The sequence below is a fragment of the Krasilnikovia cinnamomea genome (assembly GCF_004217545.1).
GTDB classification, from domain to species: Bacteria; Actinomycetota; Actinomycetes; order Mycobacteriales; family Micromonosporaceae; genus Actinoplanes; species Actinoplanes cinnamomeus.
This window is the reverse complement of the sequence record NZ_SHKY01000001.1, coordinates 4,588,062-4,612,411: the sequence shown is the minus strand read 5'-3', so window position 1 is coordinate 4,612,411 and position 24,350 is coordinate 4,588,062. Positions and strand designations below refer to the sequence as shown.

17 protein-coding genes are annotated in these 24,350 nt (G+C 72.3%); 9 read left to right on the top strand and 8 right to left on the bottom strand.

Annotation, left to right across the window (positions count from 1 at the left end; genetic code table 11):
* Positions 1–3: 3 nt before the first annotated feature.
* From EV385_RS21015 to EV385_RS20980, 8 genes are all read right to left on the bottom strand, one after another.
* Positions 4–2,787, bottom strand: a complete 2,784-nt coding sequence (locus EV385_RS21015) for an AfsR/SARP family transcriptional regulator (RefSeq protein WP_165449546.1) — start codon at positions 2,785–2,787, stop codon at positions 4–6.
* 275 nt (positions 2,788–3,062) lie between these two features.
* Positions 3,063–3,824 (bottom strand): thioesterase domain-containing protein, encoded by a 762-nt coding sequence (locus EV385_RS21010; RefSeq protein ID WP_165449545.1) that lies wholly within the window; start codon positions 3,822–3,824, stop codon positions 3,063–3,065.
* A gap of 165 nt (positions 3,825–3,989) precedes the next feature.
* The gene (locus EV385_RS21005; RefSeq protein WP_130511008.1) at positions 3,990–8,069 is read right to left on the bottom strand and encodes a non-ribosomal peptide synthetase; all 4,080 of its coding nucleotides are present in this window, start codon (positions 8,067–8,069) and stop codon (positions 3,990–3,992) included.
* 70 nt (positions 8,070–8,139) lie between these two features.
* Positions 8,140–9,456 carry an MFS transporter gene (locus EV385_RS21000; RefSeq protein ID WP_165449544.1) on the bottom strand — a complete coding sequence of 439 codons (1,317 nt, stop codon included), beginning with the start codon at positions 9,454–9,456 and terminating at the stop codon, positions 8,140–8,142.
* Positions 9,457–9,461: 5 nt separating this feature from the next.
* Entirely contained in the window at positions 9,462–10,757 is a 1,296-nt protein-coding gene (locus tag EV385_RS20995; RefSeq protein ID WP_130511006.1) for an aspartate kinase, read from the bottom strand.
* A complete protein-coding gene (locus EV385_RS20990; RefSeq protein ID WP_130511005.1) occupies positions 10,754–11,596 on the bottom strand; it encodes a homoserine O-acetyltransferase/O-succinyltransferase family protein in 843 nt (280 codons plus the stop codon). The genes EV385_RS20995 and EV385_RS20990 overlap by 4 nt, the downstream gene beginning before the upstream one ends.
* A complete protein-coding gene (locus EV385_RS20985; protein ID WP_130511004.1) occupies positions 11,596–12,975 on the bottom strand; it encodes an aspartate aminotransferase family protein in 1,380 nt (459 codons plus the stop codon). Before EV385_RS20985 ends, EV385_RS20990 begins: the two co-directional genes overlap by 1 nt.
* 14 nt (positions 12,976–12,989) lie before the next feature.
* Positions 12,990–14,333: a lysine N(6)-hydroxylase/L-ornithine N(5)-oxygenase family protein gene (locus EV385_RS20980; RefSeq protein ID WP_130511003.1), complete on the bottom strand. Its 1,344-nt coding sequence runs from the start codon at positions 14,331–14,333 to the stop codon at positions 12,990–12,992.
* Between the two features lie 726 nt (positions 14,334–15,059).
* Here EV385_RS20980 and EV385_RS20975 point away from each other — a divergent pair.
* From EV385_RS20975 to EV385_RS20935, 9 genes are read left to right on the top strand one after another with little or no spacing between them, the layout of a single operon-like run.
* On the top strand, positions 15,060–15,953 hold the full coding sequence (locus EV385_RS20975; RefSeq protein ID WP_130511002.1) for an acetaldehyde dehydrogenase (acetylating): 894 nt from the start codon (positions 15,060–15,062) through the stop codon (positions 15,951–15,953).
* Positions 15,950–16,969, top strand: a complete 1,020-nt coding sequence (dmpG, locus tag EV385_RS20970) for a 4-hydroxy-2-oxovalerate aldolase (RefSeq protein WP_130511001.1) — start codon at positions 15,950–15,952, stop codon at positions 16,967–16,969. Before EV385_RS20975 ends, dmpG begins: the two co-directional genes overlap by 4 nt.
* A 31-nt stretch (positions 16,970–17,000) precedes the next feature.
* Positions 17,001–17,807, top strand: coding sequence for a cupin-like domain-containing protein (locus EV385_RS20965; protein WP_130513459.1), 807 nt, complete (start codon positions 17,001–17,003; stop codon positions 17,805–17,807).
* A complete protein-coding gene (locus tag EV385_RS20960) occupies positions 17,804–19,045 on the top strand; it encodes an 8-amino-7-oxononanoate synthase family protein (protein WP_130511000.1) in 1,242 nt (413 codons plus the stop codon). The genes EV385_RS20965 and EV385_RS20960 overlap by 4 nt, the downstream gene beginning before the upstream one ends.
* A complete protein-coding gene (locus EV385_RS20955) occupies positions 19,042–19,914 on the top strand; it encodes an HpcH/HpaI aldolase/citrate lyase family protein (protein ID WP_130510999.1) in 873 nt (290 codons plus the stop codon). Before EV385_RS20960 ends, EV385_RS20955 begins: the two co-directional genes overlap by 4 nt.
* Positions 19,911–20,918: an ornithine cyclodeaminase family protein gene (locus tag EV385_RS20950; RefSeq protein ID WP_130510998.1), complete on the top strand. Its 1,008-nt coding sequence runs from the start codon at positions 19,911–19,913 to the stop codon at positions 20,916–20,918. Before EV385_RS20955 ends, EV385_RS20950 begins: the two co-directional genes overlap by 4 nt.
* Positions 20,905–22,272, top strand: a complete 1,368-nt coding sequence (locus tag EV385_RS20945) for a hypothetical protein (RefSeq protein WP_130510997.1) — start codon at positions 20,905–20,907, stop codon at positions 22,270–22,272. The genes EV385_RS20950 and EV385_RS20945 overlap by 14 nt, the downstream gene beginning before the upstream one ends.
* A 12-nt stretch (positions 22,273–22,284) precedes the next feature.
* Positions 22,285–22,827: a MaoC family dehydratase gene (locus EV385_RS20940; RefSeq protein ID WP_130510996.1), complete on the top strand. Its 543-nt coding sequence runs from the start codon at positions 22,285–22,287 to the stop codon at positions 22,825–22,827.
* Positions 22,828–22,840: 13 nt separating this feature from the next.
* Positions 22,841–24,346, top strand: coding sequence for an aminopeptidase P family protein (locus EV385_RS20935; protein ID WP_130510995.1), 1,506 nt, complete (start codon positions 22,841–22,843; stop codon positions 24,344–24,346).
* Positions 24,347–24,350 lie beyond the last annotated feature (4 nt).

The following is a 24,350-nucleotide window of genomic DNA, read 5'->3' as shown; positions in this document are numbered from 1 at the left end:
CCATCACCTTTCTGGAATGGGACGGGTGGGGATTTCTCCGGTCAACCGGTCCCGCAATTGGGCGGCCTGCGGATGACCGAGGTCGTCGAGGATCCCGCCGGCTTCGCGCCACAGCGCCCCGGCCGCGGCGGCGTCACCGGCGGCTTGCCGGGTGTCCCCCAGCCGCAGCAGAGTGGTCGCCACCTCGTACCGGTCGCCGAGGCGTCGCCAGAGTGCGAGCGCCCGCTCGTAGCAGGTCGTCGCCTCCGCGTAGTCGCCGAGCTGGTGGCTGGCGAAGCCGAGGGTGTCCCAGGTGTCCGCCTGGCCGGGATAGTCGTCGGCCTCACCGTGCAGCGCCAGGGACTCCCGGCAGTAGCGCAGCGCGTCGGCGTAGTTGCCGAGGTTGGCGGAGTACCGGCCGATCCAGTTCAGCGCATCCGCCTCGCCGGAGCGATCACCGGCCTCCCGGAACAGGCCCAGCGCGAGCCGGGCGCGCTCCAGCGCCGCACCGGGCTCGCCCTGACGATCCGCGATGCGGCCCAGGTCCAGATGCAGCCGCGCGCTGTTGACCAGGTCGCCCAACCGGTCGAACAGTTCGAGGGACCGCTGTGTGTGTTCGGCGGCCGCGTCGAGCGCGCCCTGCTGCAGCAGGGCCAGACTGAGCAGGCGGTGGGCCAGGGCCGCCCCGGCCAGGTCGCCGGTACGGGCGCACGCCGTGAGCGCGGCCCGCAGGCAGGTTTCCCACGCGTCCCACTTGCCCTGGTAGTTGAGGAACGCGGTGATGGTCCAGGTGAGACGGCTGGCGTACTCGGGAAATCCGAGCTCGGTGGCGTGCGCGATCGCCTCCACCAGCACCGCCTGCTCGGCGGCGAACCAGGACAGCGCCGCGTCGGCGTCGGCGAAGGTCAGGACGGTCGCCGCGGGATCGGGCGGATCGACGGCGACCTGCTCACGGTAGGCGTACAGCAGCCGGTCCGCGGCACGGGCGCTGTGCAGATAGTGGTCGAGGACGCGGTGGGTCGCGGCGCCGCGCTCCGGCTGCGGGTCGAGGTCCTCCGCCTGCTCCGCCGCGTACGCCCGGAGCAGGTCGTGGAACGTGAACCGGCCCGGGGCCCGCTCCTCCAGCAGGTGCGCCCCGGACAGCTCGGTGAGCAGCCGCCGCACCCGCCGCACCGGCACTCCCGCGAGGCTGGCGGCCGCCGGGTAGGTGATCTCCGGGCCGGGGTGCAGGCCGAGCAGCCGGAACAGCCGGGCCGCGTCGTCGCTGAGCTGCTGGTACGACCACGAGAGCACGGCCCGGGCGTCGCTGCTCTCGTTCTCGCCCATGAACGCGTCCAGCCCGCCGGTCGCCTCCCGCAGCTCGGCGGCCAGGGCGGCGAGGCGGTGATGCGGGAACGCGGCGGCGCGGGCCGCGACGATCGCCAGCGCCAGCGGCAGCCGGGCGCACATGGTGACCAGCTCGGTCACCGCCTGCGGTTCGGCGGCCGCCCGCTCGGCGCCGAACCGGCGGGCCAGCAGCAGCGCGGCCTCGTTCGCGGTGAGCAGGTCCAGGGTCACCGGGACCGCGCCCGCCGCCACCAGCGCGGACAGGCGGCGGCGGCTGGTCACCACCGCCGCGCTGCCCGGGGTGCCGGGCAGCAGCGGCAGCACCTGCTCGGTGTCGCGGGCGTTGTCGAGCACCACCAGCACCCGGCGCCCGGCCAGCAGGCTGCGGAAGCTGGCCGCGCGGTCGGCCAGCCCGGCCGGGATCTGCTGGGCGGCCACCCCGAACGCCTCCAGGAAACCGCGCAGCACCTCCCCCGGCTCCATCGGGCTGCCGTGCGGGTCGAAGCCGCGCAGGTTGACGTAGAGCTGGCCGTCCGGGAAGTCGGGGGCCACCCGGTGCGCCCACTGCAGCGCCAGTGAGGTCTTGCCGACCCCCGCGGTGCCGGTGATCGCCGCGATCATCACGCTCTGGTCGCTGCCGGCCAGCTCGGTGAGCTGGTCCAGTTCGGCCGTACGGCCGGTGAAGTGGGCCAGGCCGTGGGGCAGCTGGGCGGGGCCGGGTGCGGGCGCCGGTGAGGTGGCCGTGGCGGTGTGCGCGGCGGCCGGTGCGGCCCGGGGCACCTCGGCGTCGCCGCTGAGAATCCGCTGGTGCAGGTGCTGCAGCTCCGGCGTGGGGTCGATGCCCAGCTCGGACAGCAGGTGCTCGCGCGCCTCGTGGAACGCGGCCAGCGCCTCGGCCTGCCGCCCGTCGCGGTACAGCGCGCGCATGAGCAGGCCGCGCAACCGTTCCCGCAGCGGATGGGCGGCCACCAGCCGGCGCAACTCCGCCACGAGATCCTGGTCGTCGCCGAGGGCCAGGTCGATCTCGATGCGCTCCTCGACCGCGACGATGTGCCGCTCGGCCAGCCGGTCGCGTTCGGCGTCGACCAGTGGGCTGGTCAGGCCGTCCAGCAACGGGCCGCGCCAGAGTCCGAGCGCGTTGTGCAGGCGCTCGGCCGCGGTCGCCAGATCACCGGCCGCGCGCGCCGCCCGGGCCGCGGTGACGCCCCGGTCGAAGCGTTCCAGATCAAGGAAGTCGTGGGGAATGGACAGCAGATATCCAGCATCCGTCCAGGAAAGAACCTGCGAACGAGATCGCGCCGAGCGGATCGGGTCGAGCACCTGACGCAGGCCGGATACGTGTTTCTGCAACAAATTGACCGCGTACGTCGGGGCGTCGGCACCCCAGACCGCGGCAATGAGCTGCTCACGGCCGATGGGGCGGTTCGCATGCAGCGCCAGCGCGCCGAGCACCACCCGTTGTTTGATCGATCCGAGAGGCACCAGGTCCTCCCCGTGCCAGGCTTGCAGCTGGCCAAGGATGTCGAGGCGGACCGGCGCGTCGCGCCGGCTGCTCACCACGGCCGCTCGCCCGCCATTGGAATGCCAACTCCAATTGTTAACACGTCCGCGTCGCCCCCGAAACGAACACAACGGTCGAGTGTAGACGGTGGGCACCAAGGATTTATCCAACCGGAGACCCGGTCGATTACTCATCAATGAGTAACTATCCCATGTCGGGTCCAGTCGGTCCGGCGAGGGTCGGGTGTCCGACCCACTCACCGCACCATCTCACTTATCGCCGCCGCGGCCGCGGTCACCGCGGGCAGGTGCAGGCAGCCGTAGTGCCCGGCGGTCGTGGACAGCTCGCGGACGCCACCGCGGAACCGTCCCCGCCAGTACGGCGCCCAGTCCTGCGAGCCGTGCGCCGAGATCACCATCGCGGGCGCCGCGAGACTGCCCTCCGCCCGGTATCCGGAGAGCGCGGCGGCCTGGGCGACGAAGACGGCGTACCAGCGTTCGAGGTCGCCGAGCAGGGTGCCGGGCCGCGCGGGGCAACCGGCGAGATCGTCCGCCAGCAACGTCAGCTGCTGCGCCGCCGACAGCTTCGGCAGGCTGCGGGCGGGACGGCCCAGCCCGCGCAGGACCTCGCCGACGAACAGGCCCGCGAGATCGTCCGTCGGGTCAGGCCGCCACCGGGCGACCCGGAACGGCGCGTCGACCAGCACCACCAGCGCGACCTCGGCGCCCGCGGCCTCCAACCGCCGGGCCGTCTCGTACGCGACGATCCCGCCGGTCGACCAGCCGATCAACCGGTACGGGCCGTCCGGCTGGGCCAGCCGGACAAGGTCGACGTTGCGGGCGACGATCTCGTCCAGGGAACCCAGCGGCGCCGCCCCCCGGTGCAGGCCGCCCGCCTCGATGCCCCGGACCCGGCAGCACCCGTCGAGGCCGTGCGCCAGCGCCGCGTACTCGTGCACCGTGCCGCCCACGGCGGGCAGCGCGAACGCGGAGACCGGCCCGGTGGTTCCGAAGGTCACCACCGGACCCGCCTCCGCCGGCCCACCACCATGGCGAAGCAACCCCAACCGGGCGGTCAACGCCGCCCACTGTGCATCGCCACCCATGGATCTGGTCCCTCCCGCAGGGCCGCCCCGGCACCGGGCCGGGGCGGCTAGCCGTCTCCGCTAGTCAGAGCGCCAGGCTCACGCCAGGTACTCGCGCAGCATCGCGGCCAGGGCGTCCACCCCCGGCGGCTGCAGGAAGGAGTAGTGGTCGCCCGGCACCCGCCGGTACGCGGTGTCGGATCCCAGCACCTGCCGCCAGTGCGGGGTGAAGTCGTACGACCGCTCGGCCGTGACGACCAGGGTGCGGGCGGCCACCGGGCGGGGCCGGTAGCCCGCGATGATCCGGGTCTGGTCCCGGAAGACCGCGAAGCGCCGCTCGATCTCGGCGCGCGCCGTCTCGGTGTCACCGGAACCGTTGGTGAGCCGGTCGGCCAGCCACGCGAGCTGCTCGGCCACGTCGCCGGTGTCCGGCACCTCGGTGACCTCGGGGCCCAGCGCGCGGGCCGCGTCGATCACGAACTGCCGGGCGGCGGCGGTGTCGGACAGACCGGTCAGGTCGGCCGGTTCGCTCGGCGAGTCGAGCAGCGCCACGAACGCCACCTCGGCACCCGTGGCCTCCAGCCGCCGGGCCATCTCCAGGGCGATCAGCCCGCCCATCGACCAGCCACCCAGCCGGTACGGCCCCGCCGGCTGCGCCGCGCGGATCTCGGCGACGTACCGGGTGACCATCTCGTCGAGATTGGCCGGGCCGACGCCCGGGTCGGCGGCGCTCAGGCCGTAGACCCGCAGGCTGTCGTCGAGGGCGGCCGCCAGCCGGGCATACCCGTAGACCGTGCCGCCGACCGCGTGGACCAGGAAGAACGGCCTGTCCTGGGGGCCGTCGTTCATGGCCACGACCTTGCTGGCCACCGGCGCCGGTCCGGACGGCTTGGCCTGCGCCAGGTCGTCGGAGAGCTGGTCCAGCTCGTCGAGGTCGATCTCGTCGAGCCGGGTGTCCTCCAGCCCGTGCTGGTCGCGCAGCACCTCGGTCAGCTGCGCCGGGGTCGGCGCCAGGAAGATCGCCGAGACGTCCGAGTCGACGGCCAGCTCCTTGCGCAGCTGGGCGATCAGCTGCATGGCCTGCAGCGAGTTGCCGCCGAGGTCGAAGAAGCTGTCCTCGACGCCGACCCGCTCACGGCGCAGCAGCCCCGCGAACATGTCCACCAGCATCGTCTCGATCAGCGTGCGCGGCGCGACGTAGCCCGCGTCGTCGCCCGAGTCCTCGGGCTCCGGCAGCTTGCTGCGGTCCACCTTGCCGTTGGCGTTGAGCGGGAAGGCGTCCAGCACCACGATGTGCGCGGGCACCATGAACACCGGCATCCGGGAGGACATGTGCGTCCGCAGGTCGGTGGTGTCCACGGCGGGCCGGTCCGCGTCGCCGCGCACGTACCCGACGAGCTGCTTCTGCCCGGCGCCGTCCTCGCGGACCACCACCAGGGCCTGCGCCACCGACGGGTGCTCGGCCAGCACGGCCTCGATCTCGCCCAGTTCGACCCGCAGGCCGCGGATCTTCACCTGGTCGTCGGAGCGGCCCAGGTACTGCAGGTTGCCGTCGGGCAGGCGGCGGGCCACGTCACCGGTCTTGTACAGCCGGGCCTCGGGGTCGTCGCTGAACGGGTCGGAGATGAACTTCTCCGCGGTCAGCTCCGGCCGGTTCAGGTAGCCGCGGGCCACCCCGGCGCCGCCGAGGTGCAGCTCACCCGGGACACCCACCGGCACCGGGTTGAGGTGCTTGTCCAGCACGTACGCGGTGTAGTTGGGCAGCGGCAGGCCGATCGGCGGCGGGTCCAGCAGGGAATCCGCGTGGCATTCGGCCATGGTGGAGCCGACCGTGGTCTCGGTCGGGCCGTACCCGTTGATGAACCGCATGCCGGGCCGCGCCCACTTGCGCACCAGCGCCGAGGAGAACGCCTCGCCACCGGCGATGACCACCCGGATCGTGGGGAACTCCTCGTCGGCCAGCAGGTTGAGCACGGCGGGCGGCAGGCACATGAACGTGATGCCCGCGCCGCGGATCAGCTCGGCCAGGCGCGGCGGGGACAGCAGCGTCTCGCTGCGGCCCATCACCAGGGTGGCCCCCGACAGCAGCGCACCGAACATGTCCAGCACGGACACGTCGAAGTTCAGCGAGGCGAACTGCAGCACCTTGTCGCCCAGCCCGAGCGGCCAGTGCTCGATCTCGGCGGTGGCGAAGTTGACCGCCTGCCGGTGCTCGACCACGACGCCCTTCGGGCGGCCGGTCGACCCGGAGGTGTAGATGACGTACGCCGCGTTCGCGGGCGTGGCCGCCGCCTCCAGGTTGCCGCCGTCGAGCGTGGCCAGCTCCGCCCAGTCGCGGTCGAGGGAGACCACGGCCGCGCCCTCGACGGGCAGCGACGGCTCGCTCTCGTCGTCGGTGACGACGACCGGCATGTGCGCGTCCTCCAGCATGAACGCCAGCCGGTCCGCCGGGTACTGCGGGTCCAGCGGCACGTAGCCGCCGCCTGCCTTGAGGATGCCCATGATCCCGGCGAGGCGGCGCACCGTGCGCTGGGTGCAGACGCCGACCAGCACCTCCGGGCCGACACCGAGGTCACGCAGGCGCCGCGCGATGCGGTTGGCCTGCGCGTTCAGCTCCGCGTACGTGACCTGTTCGTCGTCGAGTCGCACCGCGACCGCGTCCGGGGTGGCCACGACCTGCGCCTCGAACTTCTCGTGCAGGCACCACGACGGGTAGTCGGCCCGGGTGGCGTTCCAGTCGTGGATCTCCTGGCGCAGCTCCGTCTCGGTGAGGATGGGCAGCTGCGACAGCGGGCGCGACGGGTCCGCGACCAGGCCCTGCAGCAGGACTCGGAAGTGGCCCAGCATCCGGCGCACGGTCGCCGGGTCGAACAGGGCGGTCGCGTACGAGGCGCCGACCAGCAGCCGGCCGCTGTCCTCGACGCAGGAGACCAGCAGGTCGAACTTGGCGGCGGTGACCGGCAGCTCCTCGGTCTCCCAGGACAGCCCGCCCGCGTGCAGGTCGTGCCGCTGGTTCTCGGCCAGCATGAAGCCCACCTGGAACAGCGGGTGGCGGCTGGCGTCGCGCGGCGCCCGTATGGCGTCCACGATGGACGCGAACGGCAGCTCCTGGTGGCCGTACGCGTTGACCGTGGCGGTGCGGATGCGCTGCAGCACCTCGCCGAACGCGGGGTCACCGGAGAGGTCGCCGCGCACGGGCAGCGTGTTGACCAGGTAGCCGATCAGCGGGGCCAGTTCGGGGCGGGTGCGGTTGGCGCTGACCGTGCCGACCACGATGTCGTCCTGCCCGCTGTAGCGGTGCAGCAACACGTGGAACGCGGCCATCAGCGTGACGAACAGGGTGGCGCCCTCGCGGCGGCCCAGCGCCTTGAGCCCGTCCAGCACGTCGCCGGGGATCTCGATGGACTCGGCGGCACCGTCGTACGTCTGCACCAGCGGGCGTGCCCGGTCGGTCGGCAACTGCAGCACCGGCGCCCCGTCGAGGTTGGCACGCCAGTACTCCTGCAGCTCCTCCAGGGCCTGGCCCTGCAGCCGGTCCCGCTCCCACACCGCGTAGTCGGCGAACTGGATCGGCAGTTCGGTGAGCTGCGCGGGGCGGCCCACGACCCGGCCCTCGTACAGGGCGCTGAGTTCGGTCACCAGCACGCCGAACGACCAGCCGTCGAAGACGGTGTGGTGCACGGTGATGACCAGGACGTGGTGCTCGGCGGCGAGGCGCACGAGCCGCAGCCGCAGCAGCGGGCCGTGTTCGAGGGTGAACGGGCGGGTCGCCTCCTGCGCCGCCTCCTGCTGGTAGCGCTGCTGGCGCTCGCCGTCCGGCAGCCCGGTCAGGTCGGTGACCGGCAGCTTGACCTCGGCCGGCTCGTCGATCACCTGCACCGCGCGCCCGTCGCGGGCGACCAGCCGGGTACGCAGCGACTCGTGCCGCGCGATCAGCGCGTTCACCGCCGCCTGCAGGGCGGCGAGGTCGAGCTGTCCGGTCAGCTGCACCGCCCCCGCGATGTTGTACGTCGCCAGGCCCGGTGCCAGCTGGTCGATGAACCACAGCTGTTCCTGCCCGAACGACACCGGAATGTCCACAAGTCCTTCGGCGCGCCGGGGGATCCCCGTCGCGCCCTTGCCGGCCCGGCCCTGGCGCAGGCGGGCCGCCAGGAGCGCCCGCTGAGAGTCAGACAACATGCCGCGTCACCCAGTTCCTTCCATATCGATCAGCCATGTCATGTCAGCCCTGTCATGGCCGACGGGTGTTTCAGTCATTCGTGGCCGCCCCGGAGAGAGCGGCCGTGCCGGCCTCCGGATCGGCGGGGTGGTCGGGAATCGCGGTGAGCCGGAACACCGGCGAGAACAGCAGCCAGGCCAGCGCGGAGGCGACCCCGAGCACCCCGACCACCAGCGCGGCCCGCGCGCCGAACAGCCCGGCCAGGGACCCGCCGAGGAACGCGCCGAGCGGGACCGTGCCGAACAGCAGCAGGCGGTAGCTCGCGTTCATGCGGCCGAGCAGGCGGTCCGGCGTCACCGACTGGCGCAGCGTCAACGCGTTGACGTTGAAGATGGCCAGGTTCGCGCCGAGGATCGCCAGGGAGGCACCCAGCAGCACCAGCGACACCGGCCCCGAATCGCGGGGCACCAGCAACAGCAGGGGCGACACGCAGGCCAGCACGGTCGACCAGCGCAGCGTCGCGCCGATGCCGATGGCGGTCCGGATCCGGTTCGCGGTCAGCGCGCCCACCAGCGCGCCGACGGACCCGGCGCTGACCACCAGGCCCAGCGGGCTGGGGCCGACGCCGAGCACCCGGACCAGGTACACCAGCAGCACCGTGATCACGACGTTCTGGAACAGGTTGAACGTCGCCGACTGGGTGGCCAGGTGCTTGAGGATCGGGTTGCCGAAGACGGCCCGCAGCCCCTCGGCGATGGAGGCGCGCACGGACGTGCGTTCCGCCGGTGCCGCGGGCGCCGCCTCCGGCTTGCGGATGCTGGTCAACGCGGCCGCCGAGGCCAGGAACGAGACCGCGTCGATGGCCAGCGCGACCGGCGCGGTCAGCACCCCGACCAGGAAACCGGCCACGCCGGGACCGGCGATCCCGGCGACCGAGTAGCTGGCGGCGATCTTGCTGTTGGCCTCGCCGAGGTGGCGGCGCTCCACCAGCCCCGGCACGTACGACAGGATGCCGACGTCGAACAGCACGGTCAGGATCCCGGCCCCGAACGCGATCGCGTACAGCCACGGGATCGACAGCACGTGCAGCAGGCTCGCCACCGGGACCAGGCCGATCAGTACGGCCCGGCCCAGGTTGACGACGATCAGGGTGGGCCGCCGCCGGCGCCGGTCGAACCACACCCCCGCGAACAGCGACAGCAGCACGAACGGGGCGTAGCGGGCCACGTTGAGCAGGCCCACCTCGAACGCGCTGGCGTGCAGGGTGAGGATCGCGACCAGCGGCAGCGCCAGGTCGGTGACCTGGGAGCCGAGCAGCGAGACGGTCTCACCACCCCAGACCTTCACGAAGTCCGGGTTACGCCAGACCGTCGTGGTCGGCGGCGCGGGTGTGTCGGCGGCGGTCACCGCTGTCAGCCCCGTTCCCCGGCGGCGGCCAGCTCGGCCGGTGCCGCGGGCTCGACCGGTGCTGCGGGCGCGGCGTCCAGGCCGAACTCGTCGTGCAGCAGCGTCGCGGCACGGTCCACCAGGTCCATCCCGACGTGGGCCGAGACCCGGCCGGGCGTACTGGTGACCAGTTGCGGCTCGATGCCGCCGCGCTCCAGCGCGGCCAGCATCCGGGCGCTGATCTCCGGACGGTTGCCGACCGCCGGGCAGACCACGCTGACACTGCCGAGGTCGTCGCGGACGTCGACCGACACGCCCGCGTCGGCCAGCGCCGCGACGACGTCCGGCACCTCCGAGCCGGGCGCGGTGAACCGCAGCCGGTCGGTGTCCGGGATGATGGAACCCACGGCGGACCCCCGTCGAGCCAGCGCCCCCGAGACGGTCGCCGGGGACAGGCCCCGCACCGTGTAGACCGGATCCCGGCGCCGGTGCGCCACCCCCGTGATCCTCGCCTGCTCGAACACCGTCGCAACCCTTCTAATCCAGGTGCCCTCCGTCGTGGTGAAGGTGGAGCGCACGTGTATGTCGACCTGGTGCGCGGCGGCGAGTTCCACCGCGCGTGTCTGCAGTACCTGGGCGCCGGCCTCGGCGAGCTGGAGCATCTCCTCGTGGCCGAGGCTGTCGAGCTGCCGGGCGCCGGGCACGACCCGGGGGTCGGCGGTGAACACCCCGGTGACGTCGGTGAAGATGTCGCACTGCCGCAGGCCCAGCGCCGCGGCCAGCGCGATCGCCGAGGCGTCGGAGCCGCCCCGGCCCAGCGTGGTGACGTCCCCGCCGGCCGACATCCCCTGATAGCCGGTGACCAGCACGATCAGTCCGTCGTCGAGGGCCTGCACCACCCGGCGCGGGTCCATCTGCCACAGGCTGGCGTTACCGTGCGCGTCGTCGGTGCGGAACCCGGCCTGCAGGCCGTTGAAGGAGATGGCCCGCTCCCCCAGCTCGTGCACGGCCATCGCGGTCAGCGCGCAGGACATCGACTCGCCGACCGACAGCAGGGCGTCCAGCTCCCGCGACTGCGGCCGGGCGGCCATCTCGTACGCCAGCCGCACCAGGTCGTCGGTGGTGTCGCCCATGGCCGACAGCACCGCGACGACCTGGACGCCCTGCCGGTGCGCAGCGACCAGGCGCCGGGCCACGGCCCGCAGCTTCTCCGGGTCGGCGACGGAGCTGCCGCCGAACTTCCACACCACCCGCCGCGGCACGCTCGGCGCGGCCGCCAGCGGGGCGGGTGCCATCACCGCGGATACCAGTGCGGTGCTCATCGGGCGGCCATCCGCTGGTGGACCAGGCGCACCCAGCTGGCGAAGAAGATCAGGCTGTGGCTGCGCCAGAGGTTGACCGGCTGGGTCAGGTCGACGTTGGCCGGTGGGCGCACGTCGGGCAGGCCCGCGCCCAGGTCGCGGTGGTATTCGTCGGCCAGCCGGCCGCCCGCGTACTCGGGGTGGCCGATGTGCATGACCACGCCGTGGTCGTGGGACTCGGCGATGACCGTGCCCGCCTCGGCGGAACGGGCCACCGCCCGCACGGTGCCGCTCGCGTCGAGCGCGTCGTCGTCGAACCCGGCGAAGCGGCTGTGCGTGGACCAGAACCGGTCGTCGAGGACGGCGGCGATGGGCCCGTCGTCCACCAGCCGGTCGGTCTCGTAGATGCCGGAGACCTTCACCGGGTACGTCTGCTTGGGCAGCCCGTACAGGATGTGGGCCACGGCCAGGGCGCCCCAGCACAGACCGAGCACGGGCGTGCCCGCCTCGGCGGTGCGCTGCACGATCGGGGCCAGCTCCGGCAGGAACCGCACCTCCTCGTAGGGCAGGTGCTCCACGGCCGCGCCGGTGACGATCAGGGCGTCCAGGGGCGCGTGGGCGACGGCGTCGGCGTGCCGGACGTACTGGGCGGCGATGTGAGCGGGGTCGTCGAGGGAGAACTTGCGCTCGTTGAGCCGGATCCACACCGGCTCGAACGGGCGCGCCGCCGACAGCTGCGGCAGCAGCCACTGCTCGTACTGCTGGGCCTGCGGCATCAGGTTGATGATCCCGATCCGCGGGGTGCGCCGCGGCTCCGCCGTGAGCAGGCCGGTGTCCCGGTGGGTGAGGGCCGCGGTCATCACGCCACCGCCCCGGTGAGATCGTCCTGCACGGCGCGGGCGGCGTCGCGCATGACGGCGAGGGCCTCGTCGACGGTCTCGGCGGGGACGTTGAGGGCGGGCAGCAGCCGCACCACGCAGTCCTCCCGGCCGCCGATCTCGACGATCAGCCCGCGCCGCAGCGCCTCCCGCTGGAACCGGGAGGCCACCTCGGACGCGCCGGCCGTACCCCGGCCGGACATCTCCATGCCCAGCATCAGGCCCCGGCCGCGGACGTCGCTGACCAGCGTGGTGTCGATCTGGATCTGCCGCAGCCCCGCCATCAGCTGCGCGCTGCGCTCGCGGACGTGGGCCAGCAGGTTGTCGCGGGCGAGCACGTCCAGGTACGCGTTGGCGCTGGCGAAGGCCAGGTTGTTGCCCCGGAAGGTGCCGATGTGGCTGCCGGGCGTCCACACGTCCAGCCGCTCGTGGTACATGATCACCGAGACGGGCAGGCCCATCCCGGACAGGCCCTTGGAGGCCACGATCACGTCCGGCTCGATGCCGTACTGCTCGAACGAGAACCAGGTGCCGGTACGGCCGCAGCCGGTCTGCACCTCGTCGACGATCAGCGGGATGTCCAGGCTCTTGGCCAGCTCCGCGATGCGCCGCACGAACGGCACCGGCGCGGGGATCGACCCGCCCTCGCCCTGGACCAGCTCCATGATGATCGCGGCGGGCTTCTGGATGCCGCCGTGCGTGTCGTTGAGCGTGTTCGCCAGGAACTCGGCGCAGTTGGTGACGCAGGTGTCCGGCGTCAGGCTCAGCGGGCACCGGTGGCAGTAGCCGTACGGTGCGAAGTGGACGCCGGGCAGCAGGTTCGTCAGACCGGTCTTGGGCGCGGTCTCCGAGGTCAGCGACATCGCCGCGTGCGTGGAGCCGTGGTACGAGCCCTGGAACGCGATGACGTTGCCCCGGCCGGTGGCCTTCTTGCATAGCTTGATGGCCGCCTCGACGCCGTCGGCGCCGGTCGGGCCGCAGAAGTGCATCTTCATCGAGTCGCGCATCGACTCGGGCAGCATGCCGAGCTGGCGGCGCTTGAACTCCTCCCGGACCGGGGTGGGCATGTCCAGGCCGTGGGTGAGCTTGGTGAGCTGGCCCTGGACCGCCGTGATCAGGTCGGGGTGGTTGTGGCCCAGCGCCAGCACCCCGGCGCCGGTGAGGAAGTCGATGTAGCGCCGGCCGTCGACGTCGGTGATGTACGAGCCGGACGCCTCGCCGATGGCGATCGGCAGCCGGCGCGGGTAGGTGCGGGCGTTGGACTCGGTCCTGGACTGGTGGTCCAGCAGCTCCCGGCCGATCGGTCCGGGCTCGCCGAGGTCGACGGCGGGCGCGACCGCGGTCGCTTCCAAGGTCTGCATGTCAGGGGTCTCCTCTATCGGGTCGCGGCGAGGCTCGCGGCACCGACCAGGTCGGTGGCGGGCGTCGCGCCCTCGGGTGCGGAAAGGCGCTGGCGAAGGCTGTCCACGATGGCCTGGGAACGCAGCGCGAGCAGGCTGAACGAGCCGGCGTCGCCGAGGCCGTGGGTGGACTCGCACAGGCCGTTGATGTAGATCGGCGGCGCGCCCCGGCCCGCCGTGCTGTTCTCCACGCGGTAGTCGAAGCCGACCGACAGTCCGGTCTCGGGGTCGACGGCCAGCACGCCGGCGACCTCCCGCAGCAGCGGCGGAAGCTGCTCGGTGCGGCCCTTGGTGCCCAGGTCGCGGTAGCCGGTCGCGAGGACCACCCGGTCGACGGTGAGCTGCTCCTGCTCGCCGGTGATGCGCTCGGTCAGGTCCAGGGTCACCCCGGCGCCGTCCTGGTGCGCCGCGGTGATCAGCCGGTTGCCGCGCATGGTGACCCGCTGCCGGCCGTCCAGCTCGTCCTCGTACATCTTCAGGTAGAGGGTGTCGATGACGTCGCGGTCGGCGGCGGAGTAGTTGGTGGGGCGCAGCAGGTCACGCAGCCGCTGCTTGCCGTCCTCGGAGGCCCGGTAGTAGTAGTCGACGAACTCCGGGAAGTAGACCTCCTCGGAGAACGGGCTGGTGTCCTTGAGCCGGTAGCCGTAGCCCGACATCACGTTGACGATGCGGGCGGCCGGGAACCGGCCCATCAGGTCGAGGATCACCTCGATGGCGCTCTGGCTGGCACCCACCACGGCCAGGGTGCCCGCGAAGTCGCGGTCCAGGTCCGCGATGGCGGGCAGGAACCGCGAGGTGTGCGCGGCCTGCGGGAACGGCAGGGCCTCGAACACCGGCGGAACGTACGGGCTGCGCCCGGGCGCGACCACGGCCGAGCGGCCGAGGTAGCGGCGGCCGTCGGCGGTGAGCACCTCGACCGGCTTCGCGCCGGTCGAGGCGTCGGCCTCGGCCAGCCGGATCGCGGTGACGTTCTGGCCGTAGTCGACGTCGGCGGGCACGGTCTCGGCGACCCACTTGACGTAGCCGGCGTACTCCTTGCGCAGCGGGTGGTGGCTGGGCAGGTTCAGGTGCTTGAACAGCCGGCCGTGCTCGTGCAGGTAGTTGGTGAAGGTGTAGCGGCTGCGCGGGTTGCGCGGTGTGACCAGGTCGCGGCTCGGGTGGTTCTGGATGTCGGCGCCGTCGAGCATCATCGCCGGCTGCCAGCTCGGCGCGGGCTCGCGTTCCACGAACTTGACCCGGGCGGCCGGCCACAGTTCGTCGAGCGCAACGGCGAGCGCGATGTTCGCAGGTCCGAATCCGACACAAAGGACGTCGTACACGAATGGTCTCCTTCAACTGAATCGACCGTGCGATGACGGGCACAGCCCGTCAGTCGACGCGGTGGCCCCCGGCTTTCCATGTTCGGCACGGGGTTGGAGTGCGTGCTGGACAACCGGCTGGACTTCCGTTGGACGCTCGCCTGGACAGCCTCGACCGCCCTCTTCGATGGGCATCCAAATGACCCCGCGAACAGTTATCCAATTCCGGCGGTAACGGCATCCTTCCGACGTTGGGCATCCAAGCGGAATAGATCACCGAACACGGTGGACAAACATCCGGGCAGCGCTGTATATCCATTAGGGCCCGACAGAAAGGCGACATCGACGGGGCGGCCGAGACCGCCGATGCATCTGGTACGGTCGATGGGCGTCGGCGCTGGTCCGCTGCCGACGGTCGTGTCTCGACGGTCGTGCCAGCGGGCTTTTACCCGCCTTGACCAGCACTTCTACTAGATAACTTGCACGTTCACGGGGGCTCTTCGCGTACCTCACGCATCCTCGGGTCCCGATTCGGGACGCCGGGGTGAACCGATGATCGGCGAACGGTCGCGCACGGCCAAGCGCCGCGCTCGATCACGCCCGTAAACAGTCTGAATAGACAGACATCCGGGCGAGGCCCTCGATAACCGATACGCGCCCAAGCGCGGTTGGTTGCCTCGGCATACCCGCGATCCGGGAGTCGCAGGCAGCGGCCACGCGCACCTCGAAAATGGTTAGGAAACGTTCATGACAGCCTGCACACCGCTGACCGTCGCGGTCATCGGGACCGGGCAGATCGGTCAGGACCTGGTCAGCAAGATAGACCGTTCGTCCTGGTTGGACTGCCGCCTGGTCGCCGGGCGCAACCCGGACTCGGCGGGGCTGCGGCATGCCGCGCGCCTCGGCTACCCCACCACGGCCGACGGGATCCACGCCGTCCTGGCCGCCGAGCGGCCGTTCGACGTCGTGTTCGACGCCACCAGCGCCGCCGCCCACCGCGAACACTGGCCCCTGCTGGAACCGCTGGGCACCCTGGTCATCGACCTGACCCCCAGCAAGATCGGGCAGATGGTCGTGCCCACCGTGACCGGCGTGTGGGCGGGCGAGCGCAACGTCAACCTGATCAGCTGCGGCGGGCAGGCCAGCGTCCCCGTCGTCCGCGCGCTGGCCACCCGGTTCCCGGTGCGGTACTTCGAGGTCGTCTCCACGGTGGCCAGCACGGTCGCGGGCCGCGCGACCCGGATGAACCTCGACGAGTACGTGGCGACCACCGCGCAGGCCGTCACCGCCTTCTCCGGCGTCCGCGACGTCAAGGCGATCCTCAACATCAGCCCGGCCGTACCCCCGGCGACGTTCCGGACCGCCGTGCACGCCGTGATCCCCGGCGCCGACGCGGGGGCCGTACGCATGGTCGCGGAGCAGGTCGCCGAGCAGGTGCGCACGTTCGCCCCCGGCTACGACATCACCGCCTGCACCGTGACCGGCGACCGGGTGACCGTCGCCCTGCAGGTCATCGCGCACAGCGACGTCCTGCCGCCGTACGCCGGGAACCTCGACATCATCAACTCCGCGGCCATCATGGTCGCCGAGCAGTACGCGGCCCGCGCCGAGCGCCCCACCCCGGTGGAGGTGGCCGGATGAACCCCGTGGTGATCCACGACCCGACCCTGCGCGACGGTCAGCACGCCGTGCGCCACCAGCTCACGGCGGCCGCCCTGCGCCGGTACGCCGAAGCCGCGGACGCGGCCCGCATCCCCGTGGTGGAGGTCGGCCACGGCAACGGCCTGGGCGCCTCCTCGCTGCAGGTCGGGCTCGCCGCCGTCACCGACGACGAGATGCTGGCCACGGTCCGCGACGCCCTGCGGCACAGCCGGATGGGCGTGTTCATGCTGCCCGGCTGGGGCACCTCGGCCGACCTGCAGCGGGCCGTCGAGCGCGGCGCCGACGTCGTCCGGATCGGTGTGCACGCCACCGAGACCTCGCTGGCCGAACGTCATCTCGGCGTGCTGCGCGAGGCGGGCGTCGAAGCCCAGTGCGTGTTGATGATGAGCCACATGGCGAGCCCCGAGGAGCTGGCCGAGCACGCCGCGCGGGCCGTGGGCTACGGCGCGCAGGCGGTGGGCATCATGGACTCGGCCGGGCACTTCCTGCCCCCGGACGTCACCGCCCGGATCGCGGCGATGGCCAAGGCGGTCGGCACCGTGCCGGTGATCTTCCACGGGCACAACAACCTCGGCATGGCGGTCGCCAACTCGGTCGCCGCCGCCGACGCCGGCGCCCGGATCATCGACGGCTGCGCCCGCGGCTTCGGCGCCGGTGCCGGCAACACGCAGCTCGAAGTGCTGGTCCCGGTGCTGGAACGCAGCGGCTTCGCCACCGGCATCGACCTGTACGCGCTGCTCGACGCCGCCGACCTCGCCGAACGCGAACTCATGCCCGCGCCGCCGATCCCCACCTCGATGAGCATCGTCAGCGGCCTGGCCGGGGTCTTCTCCGGCTTCAAGCACCGGGTGGTCGAGCTGGCCGCGGCCGCCGGGGTGGACCCCCGCGACGTGTTCTTCGAGCTGGGCCGGCGCCAGGCCATCGCCGGGCAGGAAGACCTGATCGTCGACGTGGTGGCGCAGCTGAGCACCAACGCACATGGAAAGGACAAGTGACATGGCAGTTCCCGACGTGCCCGTGGCCCGCATGACGTTCGACGAGTTCCTGGCCGCCGGGCCGGGCGGGCTGTTCAAGGCCGACGTGCCCGTGGTCATCGCGCTGCCCGACAGCGTGCGGGGCCTCGGCCGCGACGGCGTGGCGCAGCGGCTGGCCGACCTGAGCGTCACCCTGTTCTCCGAGCCCGGCGACAAGAACCACCCGGGCCGCTGGGAGACCCGCGACATCCGGCTGCGCGAGTTCTTCGCCGACGAGCGGCACCTGAACACCCCGGGCACCTGGCACCGGGTCGTGTCGAACATCCGCAACAGCCCCGCCGACGTGAACGCGGTCATCGGCTTCGACGCCGAGAAGTTCTTCGGCTTCGGCTCCGCCCTGTACGCGGCCAACCTGTGGATCAGCCACCGCGGCGTGTTCACCAAGAACCACTTCGACGAGTTCGAGAACTTCAACATCGCCCTGGAGGGCCGCAAGCGGTTCATCCTCGCCCCGCCCGGCTCCCGCGCGTACTACCCGCGGTCGGTGCTGCGCGGCTTCGGGGACAAGTCGCAGGTGTTCGACCTCGACAACGTCGACCTGGCGCGCTTCCCCCGGATCGCGCCGAAGCTGGAGCAGCGGCGCGACTTCGTGCTGGAACCCGGGCACATGCTCTACCTGCCGCTCGGCTGGTGGCACCAGGCCGAGTCCCTCGAGGACATGAACATCAACGTCAACTTCTGGCTCAAGTCGAAGAAGATCCTGCGGCGGCCGCACGTGCTCGGCGTCGCGCTCTACACGTACGCGTACCGGCGGGTCAAGGGTGTCTACAGCTACCAGCCGACCGAGGTGAACGCGTGACCGGCGAGCGCAAGCGCATCACACCCACCCACCGGTACCGCAACAACGACAAGCTCGTCGGCGTCGGCAACGCGTTCTGGAACTCCTCGGAGGAGCACGGGGTCGCGGGCATCGTCGGTGACCTGACCGACGGCGTGTTCCACATGGCCGACGGCCACGAGTTCGTGAACTTCACCGTCTGCTCCTATCTGGACCTCGACACCCACCCGAAGGTCATCGACGGCGCGGTCGACTCGCTGCGCCGCTTCGGCGTCCTGGACCACTGCATCCCGCGTACCCGGGTGCAGACCCGGGTTCTGCTGGAGCTGGAGGAGTCGCTGGGCGAGCTGTTCGGCGCGACGGTGATCAGCGCGATCTCCACGGCGGCGGCCAGCACGGGGCTGCTGCCGCTGATCGCGTCCGGGCACCTGGGCGACGGCACCCGGCCGCTGATGGTCTTCGACAAGAACGCGCACGTGTCGCTGGGCAACACCAAACCCACCTGCGCCGACGAGACCGAGGTCGTCACCTGCCGCCACCACGACCTCGACTTCCTCGAGGACATGTGCCGCACGTACGAGCGGGTCTGCTACGTGGTCGACGGCTCGGACAGCCTCGGCGGCTACGCGCCCGTCGAGGAACTGGCCGCCCTGCAGGACAAATACAACATGCTCGTCTTCTACGACGACTCGCACTCGCTGTCGGCGTACGGCGAGCGCGGCATCGGCTACGTGCGCTCGCACAGCCCCGTGCTGGACGAGCGGACCATCACCGTGGCGACCCTGACCAAGGGCTTCGGGGCGGGTGGCACGGCGATCCTGCTCGACGGCTACCCGCACGCGACGCGGCGGCTCATCGAACGGTTCGCGGGACCGCTCGGCTACTCGCAGAAGATGAACGCCGCCGCCGTGGGCGCCGCGCTCGCCTCCGCCGAGATCCACCGCACCGAGGAACTGGACCGGTTGCAGGGGAAGCTGCGGGCCAACATCGCGCTGTTCGATTCGCTGCTGCAGACCGAGCAGGCGGGCAGCACGTACCCGATCCGGCTGGTGCCGATGAGCGACGACACCGTCGTGGACGCCGCCCAGCGGGTCTTCCGAGCCGGGTTCTACACCTCGCCGGTGTTCTTCCCGATCGTCGCCCGGGGCACGGCCGGGCTGCGGGTGATGCTGCGGGCGGGCCAGAGTGCGGAGCAGATCACCCGGCTGTGCGCGGTCCTGGTCGAGGCGGGGGCGCGGCCCGCCGGGATAGCCGCGTGAGCGGCCCGGCGCGGGCGGTCCCGCGCAGCATCCTGTACACCCCGGCGCTGTCGCTGGACCGGGTCGTCAAGGCATGGACGTACGACGCGGACGTGCACCTGATCGACCTGGAGGACTCCGTGCCCCCGGCCGACAAGCCCGCCGCGCGTGCGGTGTGCCGGGCCGCGCTGGAGAAGGCGCCGCACGCCGCGAACGTGGCGGTGCGCATCAACGAACTGCGCACCGTCGCGGCGATGCACGACCTGCTGATGCTGACCGACAGCCCGGTACGCCCCGGCATCGTGATGCTGACCATGGTGACCTCGGCGGCCGAGATCGACGTGGCCCGGCACATCCTCGCCTCGGCGGGCGCCCACCCGGAGATCTACGTGACCGTCGAGACCGTGGCGGCCGTCACCGGGATCGACGCGATCGCCCGCGCCGCCGACGGGCTGGTGCTGGGTTCGGCCGACCTCGCCGCCACCCTCGGCGTCGAGATCACCTGGGAGAGCATGCTGGCGGCCCGGCAGGCGATGGCGATGGCCTGCGCGGGGCACGGCACGGCCTGCATCGACACGGCCAACTTCCGGCTGGCGCAGCCGCGGGTGCTGGCGGAGGAGACCGCGCGGGTGCGGGCGCTCGGCTTCCACGGCAAGGCCACCGTGTACCCGGGCGAACTCGCCGTCATCAACCGGGCGCTGCGGCCGGACCCCGCCCGGCTCGCGGCGGCCCGCCGCACCGCGGACGCCGTCGCGGCAGCCAACGGCGGGATCGCCGTCCTGGACGGCAACATGGTCGGCCCGCCGTTCGCCCGGCTGGCCCGCGACACGGTGGCGCGCGAAGACGCGTGGGCGGCCCGGTTCGGCGCGACCGGCGGCGGCGCCGGATGACCGCTCCAGTCGTGATCGGCGCCGCCGAGATGGCCGGTCCACGGCGGATGGCCCGGGTGATCGACGTGCTCGGGGAGATGTTCGCGGACCTGGTTGCCGGCCGGACCAGCTCCCCCGCCCGCACGGTCATCGAGCACGGTGACCGGCGGGTGCTGCTGGTCAGCCCGGCCGTCTGGGAGCGGCGCGGGGTGGGCAGCGTCAAAATCACCACGCTCACCCCGGACAACCCCGGGCGCGGGCTCCCGCTCATCCACGGGCTCGTCGCCCTCACCGACCTGGCCACCGGGCAGATCATGGCCCTGCTCGACGGCGCCGAACTCACCGCCGTGCGCACCGGCGCGGTCGCCGCCCTGGCGACCCGGTACTGCGCCCCCGACCACGCCGCCGACCTGGCGATCGTCGGCGCGGGGGTGCAGGCCCGGTCGCTGTTCCGGGCGGTCGCCGCCGTCCGCCCGATCCGCACCGTACGGATCCACTCGCGGACCAACGCCCGCGCCGAGGCCCTCGCCGACTGGATCCGGGAGACCGCGCCCCGGCCCGTACGGGTCAGTGTCCGCGCGAACGCCCGGGACGCCGTCACCGACGCCGCGATCGTCTGCACCGCCACCTCGACCGACGGCACCGCGCCCGTGGTGGCGGCGGACTGGGTGGCCACCGGGGCGCACGTCAACGTCATCGGCGGCACGCACCCGGACGCCATCGAGCTGGAACCGGCCCTGCTGGCCCGCGCCGCGACCCTCGTCGAGGACCGCGCCGCCGCCACCGACGGCGCCGGTGAGATCCGGGCCGCCCTGGCCGCCGGGCTGATCGGCACCGGTGACCTGCACGAGCTGGGCCGCCTGGTCACCGGCGAACTCAGCCTGCGCGGCCGGACCACGGTGCTGCGCACGGTCGGCATGTCCATCGAGGACACCGCCGCCGCCGTGGCGCTGTACGGGGCATCCCCACGCACCGGCGCCGCGACCCGCACGACCGCGAAGGAAGGCACACATGGACACGTTTGAGGAGGTCGGCGCGGCCAGCTCGGGGCATCCCTGGTTCGGGCGGCAGCGGCTGCGGTCCGCCGCCCCGGTGGACACCGTCCGGCGGATGCTGCGGCACGAGATCCGCGACACCGGCTGGCCGTACCAGCCGGTGCTGCCCGCCGCCCCGCTGACGATCCCGCGTGCCTCGTACGCGGAGCTGTTCCGGGCCTCCGCCGCGCTGGTGGAGCTGCTGCGCCGGACCGCGCTGGAGACCGGGCCCACCACCCGGGACCGGATGGCCGCGTACGGCATGCCGGGCAGCGAGGACCGGCTGTGGCTTAGCGATCCGTTCGTCGAGGAACGGTACGCCGACTGCGTCGTACGGCCGGACTTCGTGATCGGGCCGGACGGGCCCCGGCTGCTGGAGTTCAACGTCAGCGGCGCGCTGGGCGGGGTGGTGGAGACCCACGCCCGCCTGCGCGTGTGGCGCGACCTGCACGCCGACGCGGCGGGCCGGGTCCCGTTCACCGCGCCGGACCCGTTCACGGTACGCGCGGCGATGTTCCGGTCGTTGAGCGCCGAGCTGGCACTGCCGCCGCGGGTGGCCATCGTCGGCAGTTCCCGGGCCGGTGGCGTGACCGCCCGGTACTTCGAGATGGAAGCCGAGCACTACCGGGGCCTCGGGCTCACCGCGCGGTTCTTCGAGCCGGAGGAGCTGACCGGGGCGTGGGACTGCGCGCCGCACCTGCGCTACCGGATCGGCCTGCGGAACTTCACGATTCCGGACTGGCTGGCCGGTGGGGTCGACACCGCCGGGGTCCAGGCCGCGCTGGACCACGGCTGCCTGCTGGTCGGCACCCAGACGTCGACCTTCCTGCACAGCAAGCTGACCATGGGGCTGCTGTCCGAGGGGCGGCCGTGGATGACCGCGGCCGACCGTACGCTGATCAACCGCTACCTGCCGTGGACCCGCATCGTGTCGGACCGCAAGACCGAGCATGACGGCGCGCCGGTGGACCTGCTGCCGTTCGTGGTGCGCCACCGGGACCGGCTGGTGCTCAAGGCCGGGCTGGGCGAGAGCGGCCGCCAGGTGGTGATCGGCCCCGAGGTCGACCAGGCGGAGTGGGAGTCCGCCGTCGACGCGGCGGTGGCTTCGGCGGACGGCGCCAGCATCGTGCAGGAGTTCGTGGCACCCCGCACCTGCCGGGTCGCGCTGATCGCCGACGGCGCCGACGCGACCCACGACGTCGACGTCGCCCCGGTGCTGGGGCCGCTGCTGTTCGGTGGGCGCCCGGCCGGGCTCTTCGCGCGCTTCCACGGCGACGGCGCCGCCGGGATCATCAGCGTCAAGGGCCGGGTCAGCAGTTGTGACAACGTCGCCGTGGCGATCTGAGGGAGAGACCAGATGACCCTGCGACGCGTGGGCGACGAGTACGTCGAGGAGCACGGCGGCGACTACGAGGACTTCGAGCCCGGCATGGTGATCCGGCACTGGCCGGGCCGGACCCTGTCCGAGGCCGACAACACGTGGCTGACCCTGCTCACCATGAACCAGCACCCGCTGCACTTCGACCAGCACTACAGCGCCGCCGCCGAGTACGGCCGGGTGCTGGTCAACAGCGGCATCACCCTGTGCCTGATCGGCGGGATGACCGTACAGGCGCTGTCCGCGCGGGCCGTGGCCAATCTCGGCTGGGACCGGGTGCGGCTCAAGGACCCGGTCTTCGTCGGGGACACCCTGTACGCGACCAGCCGGATCCTGCACAAGCGGCGGTCCCGCTCCCGCCCGGGTCAGGGGATCGTGACGGTCGAGACGACGGGCACGAAGTCGACCGGTGAGACGGTCATCGTCTTCGAGCGCTCGTTCCTGCTGCGGTGCCGCGACGGGGCCGATTCGCATCCACAGTCATCGATGTCACCGCCTGCCGAATCTGTCGGCCCCGCCTGAAAGGATGTCCCGCATGACGAGCGAGCAGCAGGCACAGGCCAGCCACCGCAGCACCCCGGACAGTAACCAATTCCGCGAGTTCATCGCCTCCGGCTGGGCCACCCGCGACCGCCCGCCGACCCCGCGCGCGGAGGTCGCCGACCACGCGGCCCGGCGGCGGGCGGCCCTGTCGCAGCGGTTCCCGGGCGAGCGGCTCGTCATCGGCGCGGGCGGGCTGAAGGTGCGCAGCAACGACACCGACTACACGTTCCGGCCGCACACCGCGTTCGCCCACCTGTCCGGGCTCGGCGCCGACACCGAGCCGGACAGCGTGCTCGTGCTGGACCCGGCGCCCGGCGGCGGCCACCACGCGGTGCTGTACTTCCGCCCGCTGGCCCCGCGCGACAGCGCGGAGTTCTACTCCGACTCGCGGTACGGCGAGTTCTGGGTCGGCCCCCGTCCCACCATCGCCGACATCGAGTCCCAGCTCGGCCTGTCCGGCCGCCACCTCGACGCGCTCGCCGACGACCTGGCCAAGGACGACGCCGCCGCCCGGCTACGGGTGGTCCGCGACGCCGACCCGCAGCTCACCACGCTCGTCGAGGCCGCACGCACCCAGGCGGGCACGACCCTGACCGCACAGCAGCGGGAGGAGGCCGACGAGGAGTTGGCCCGCCACCTGTCCGGGATGCGGCTGGTCAAGGACGCGTGGGAGGTCGGCGAGATGCGCAAGGCCATCGCCGCCACCCACACCGGGTTCGAGGCGATCATCGAGGCTCTGCCCGAGGCGGTCCGCCGGGGTCGCGGCGAGCGGTGGATCGAGGGCGTCTTCGGCCTGCACGCCCGGCACGCCGGAAACGGCGTCGGCTACGAGTCGATCTGCGCCGCCGGCGACCACGCCAACACCATCCACTGGACGAAGAACACCGGCGAGGTCCACGACGGCGACCTGATCCTGGTCGACGCCGGGGTGGAGATCGACTCGCTGTTCACCGCGGACATCACCCGTACCCTGCCGGTGACCGGCCGGTTCAGCGACGCGCAGCGCAAGGTCTACGACGCGGTGTACGAAGCACAGCAGGCCGGGATGGCGGCGGTGAAGCCGGGCAACAAGTTCAGCGACATCCACGCCGCCGCCAACGCGGTCATCGCCCGCAAGCTGCACGAGTGGGGGCTGCTGCCCGAGGGCGTCACGGTCGAGCAGACCCTCGACAAGGAGACCGGCGGCTGGCACCGCCGCTGGATGGTGCACGGCACCTCGCACCACCTGGGCATGGACGTGCACGACTGCCAGCTGCTGCTGCGCGAGGACTACATGGACGGCGAGCTGTTGCCGGGCATGGTCCTCACGGTCGAGCCCGCGCTGTACTTCAAGGCCGACGACCTGCTGGCGCCCGCCGAGTTCCGCGGCATCGGCGTCCGCATCGAGGACAACGTGCTGGTCACCGAGGACGGCTGCGAGAACCTGTCCGCCGCGATGCCACGCACCTGCGACGAGGTGGAGCAGTGGATCGCACGCGTACGGGCGAACGCCCGATGACCCG

What these genes read in the sequence shown, in the direction of transcription:
- EV385_RS21005 (WP_130511008.1), bottom strand. Translation starts at nt 8,069, where the DNA reads ATGTTGTCTGACTCTCAGCGGGCGCTCCTGGCGGCCCGCCTGCGCCAG.
- EV385_RS20995 (WP_130511006.1), bottom strand. Translation starts at nt 10,757, where the DNA reads ATGAGCACCGCACTGGTATCCGCGGTGATGGCACCCGCCCCGCTGGCG.
- EV385_RS20990 (WP_130511005.1), bottom strand. Translation starts at nt 11,596, where the DNA reads ATGACCGCGGCCCTCACCCACCGGGACACCGGCCTGCTCACGGCGGAG.
- EV385_RS20985 (WP_130511004.1), bottom strand. Translation starts at nt 12,975, where the DNA reads ATGCAGACCTTGGAAGCGACCGCGGTCGCGCCCGCCGTCGACCTCGGC.
- EV385_RS20975 (WP_130511002.1), top strand. Translation starts at nt 15,060, where the DNA reads ATGACAGCCTGCACACCGCTGACCGTCGCGGTCATCGGGACCGGGCAG.
- dmpG (WP_130511001.1), top strand. Translation starts at nt 15,950, where the DNA reads ATGAACCCCGTGGTGATCCACGACCCGACCCTGCGCGACGGTCAGCAC.
- EV385_RS20965 (WP_130513459.1), top strand. Translation starts at nt 17,001, where the DNA reads ATGACGTTCGACGAGTTCCTGGCCGCCGGGCCGGGCGGGCTGTTCAAG.
- EV385_RS20950 (WP_130510998.1), top strand. Translation starts at nt 19,911, where the DNA reads ATGACCGCTCCAGTCGTGATCGGCGCCGCCGAGATGGCCGGTCCACGG.
- EV385_RS20945 (WP_130510997.1), top strand. Translation starts at nt 20,905, where the DNA reads ATGGACACGTTTGAGGAGGTCGGCGCGGCCAGCTCGGGGCATCCCTGG.
- EV385_RS20940 (WP_130510996.1), top strand. Translation starts at nt 22,285, where the DNA reads ATGACCCTGCGACGCGTGGGCGACGAGTACGTCGAGGAGCACGGCGGC.
- EV385_RS20935 (WP_130510995.1), top strand. Translation starts at nt 22,841, where the DNA reads ATGACGAGCGAGCAGCAGGCACAGGCCAGCCACCGCAGCACCCCGGAC.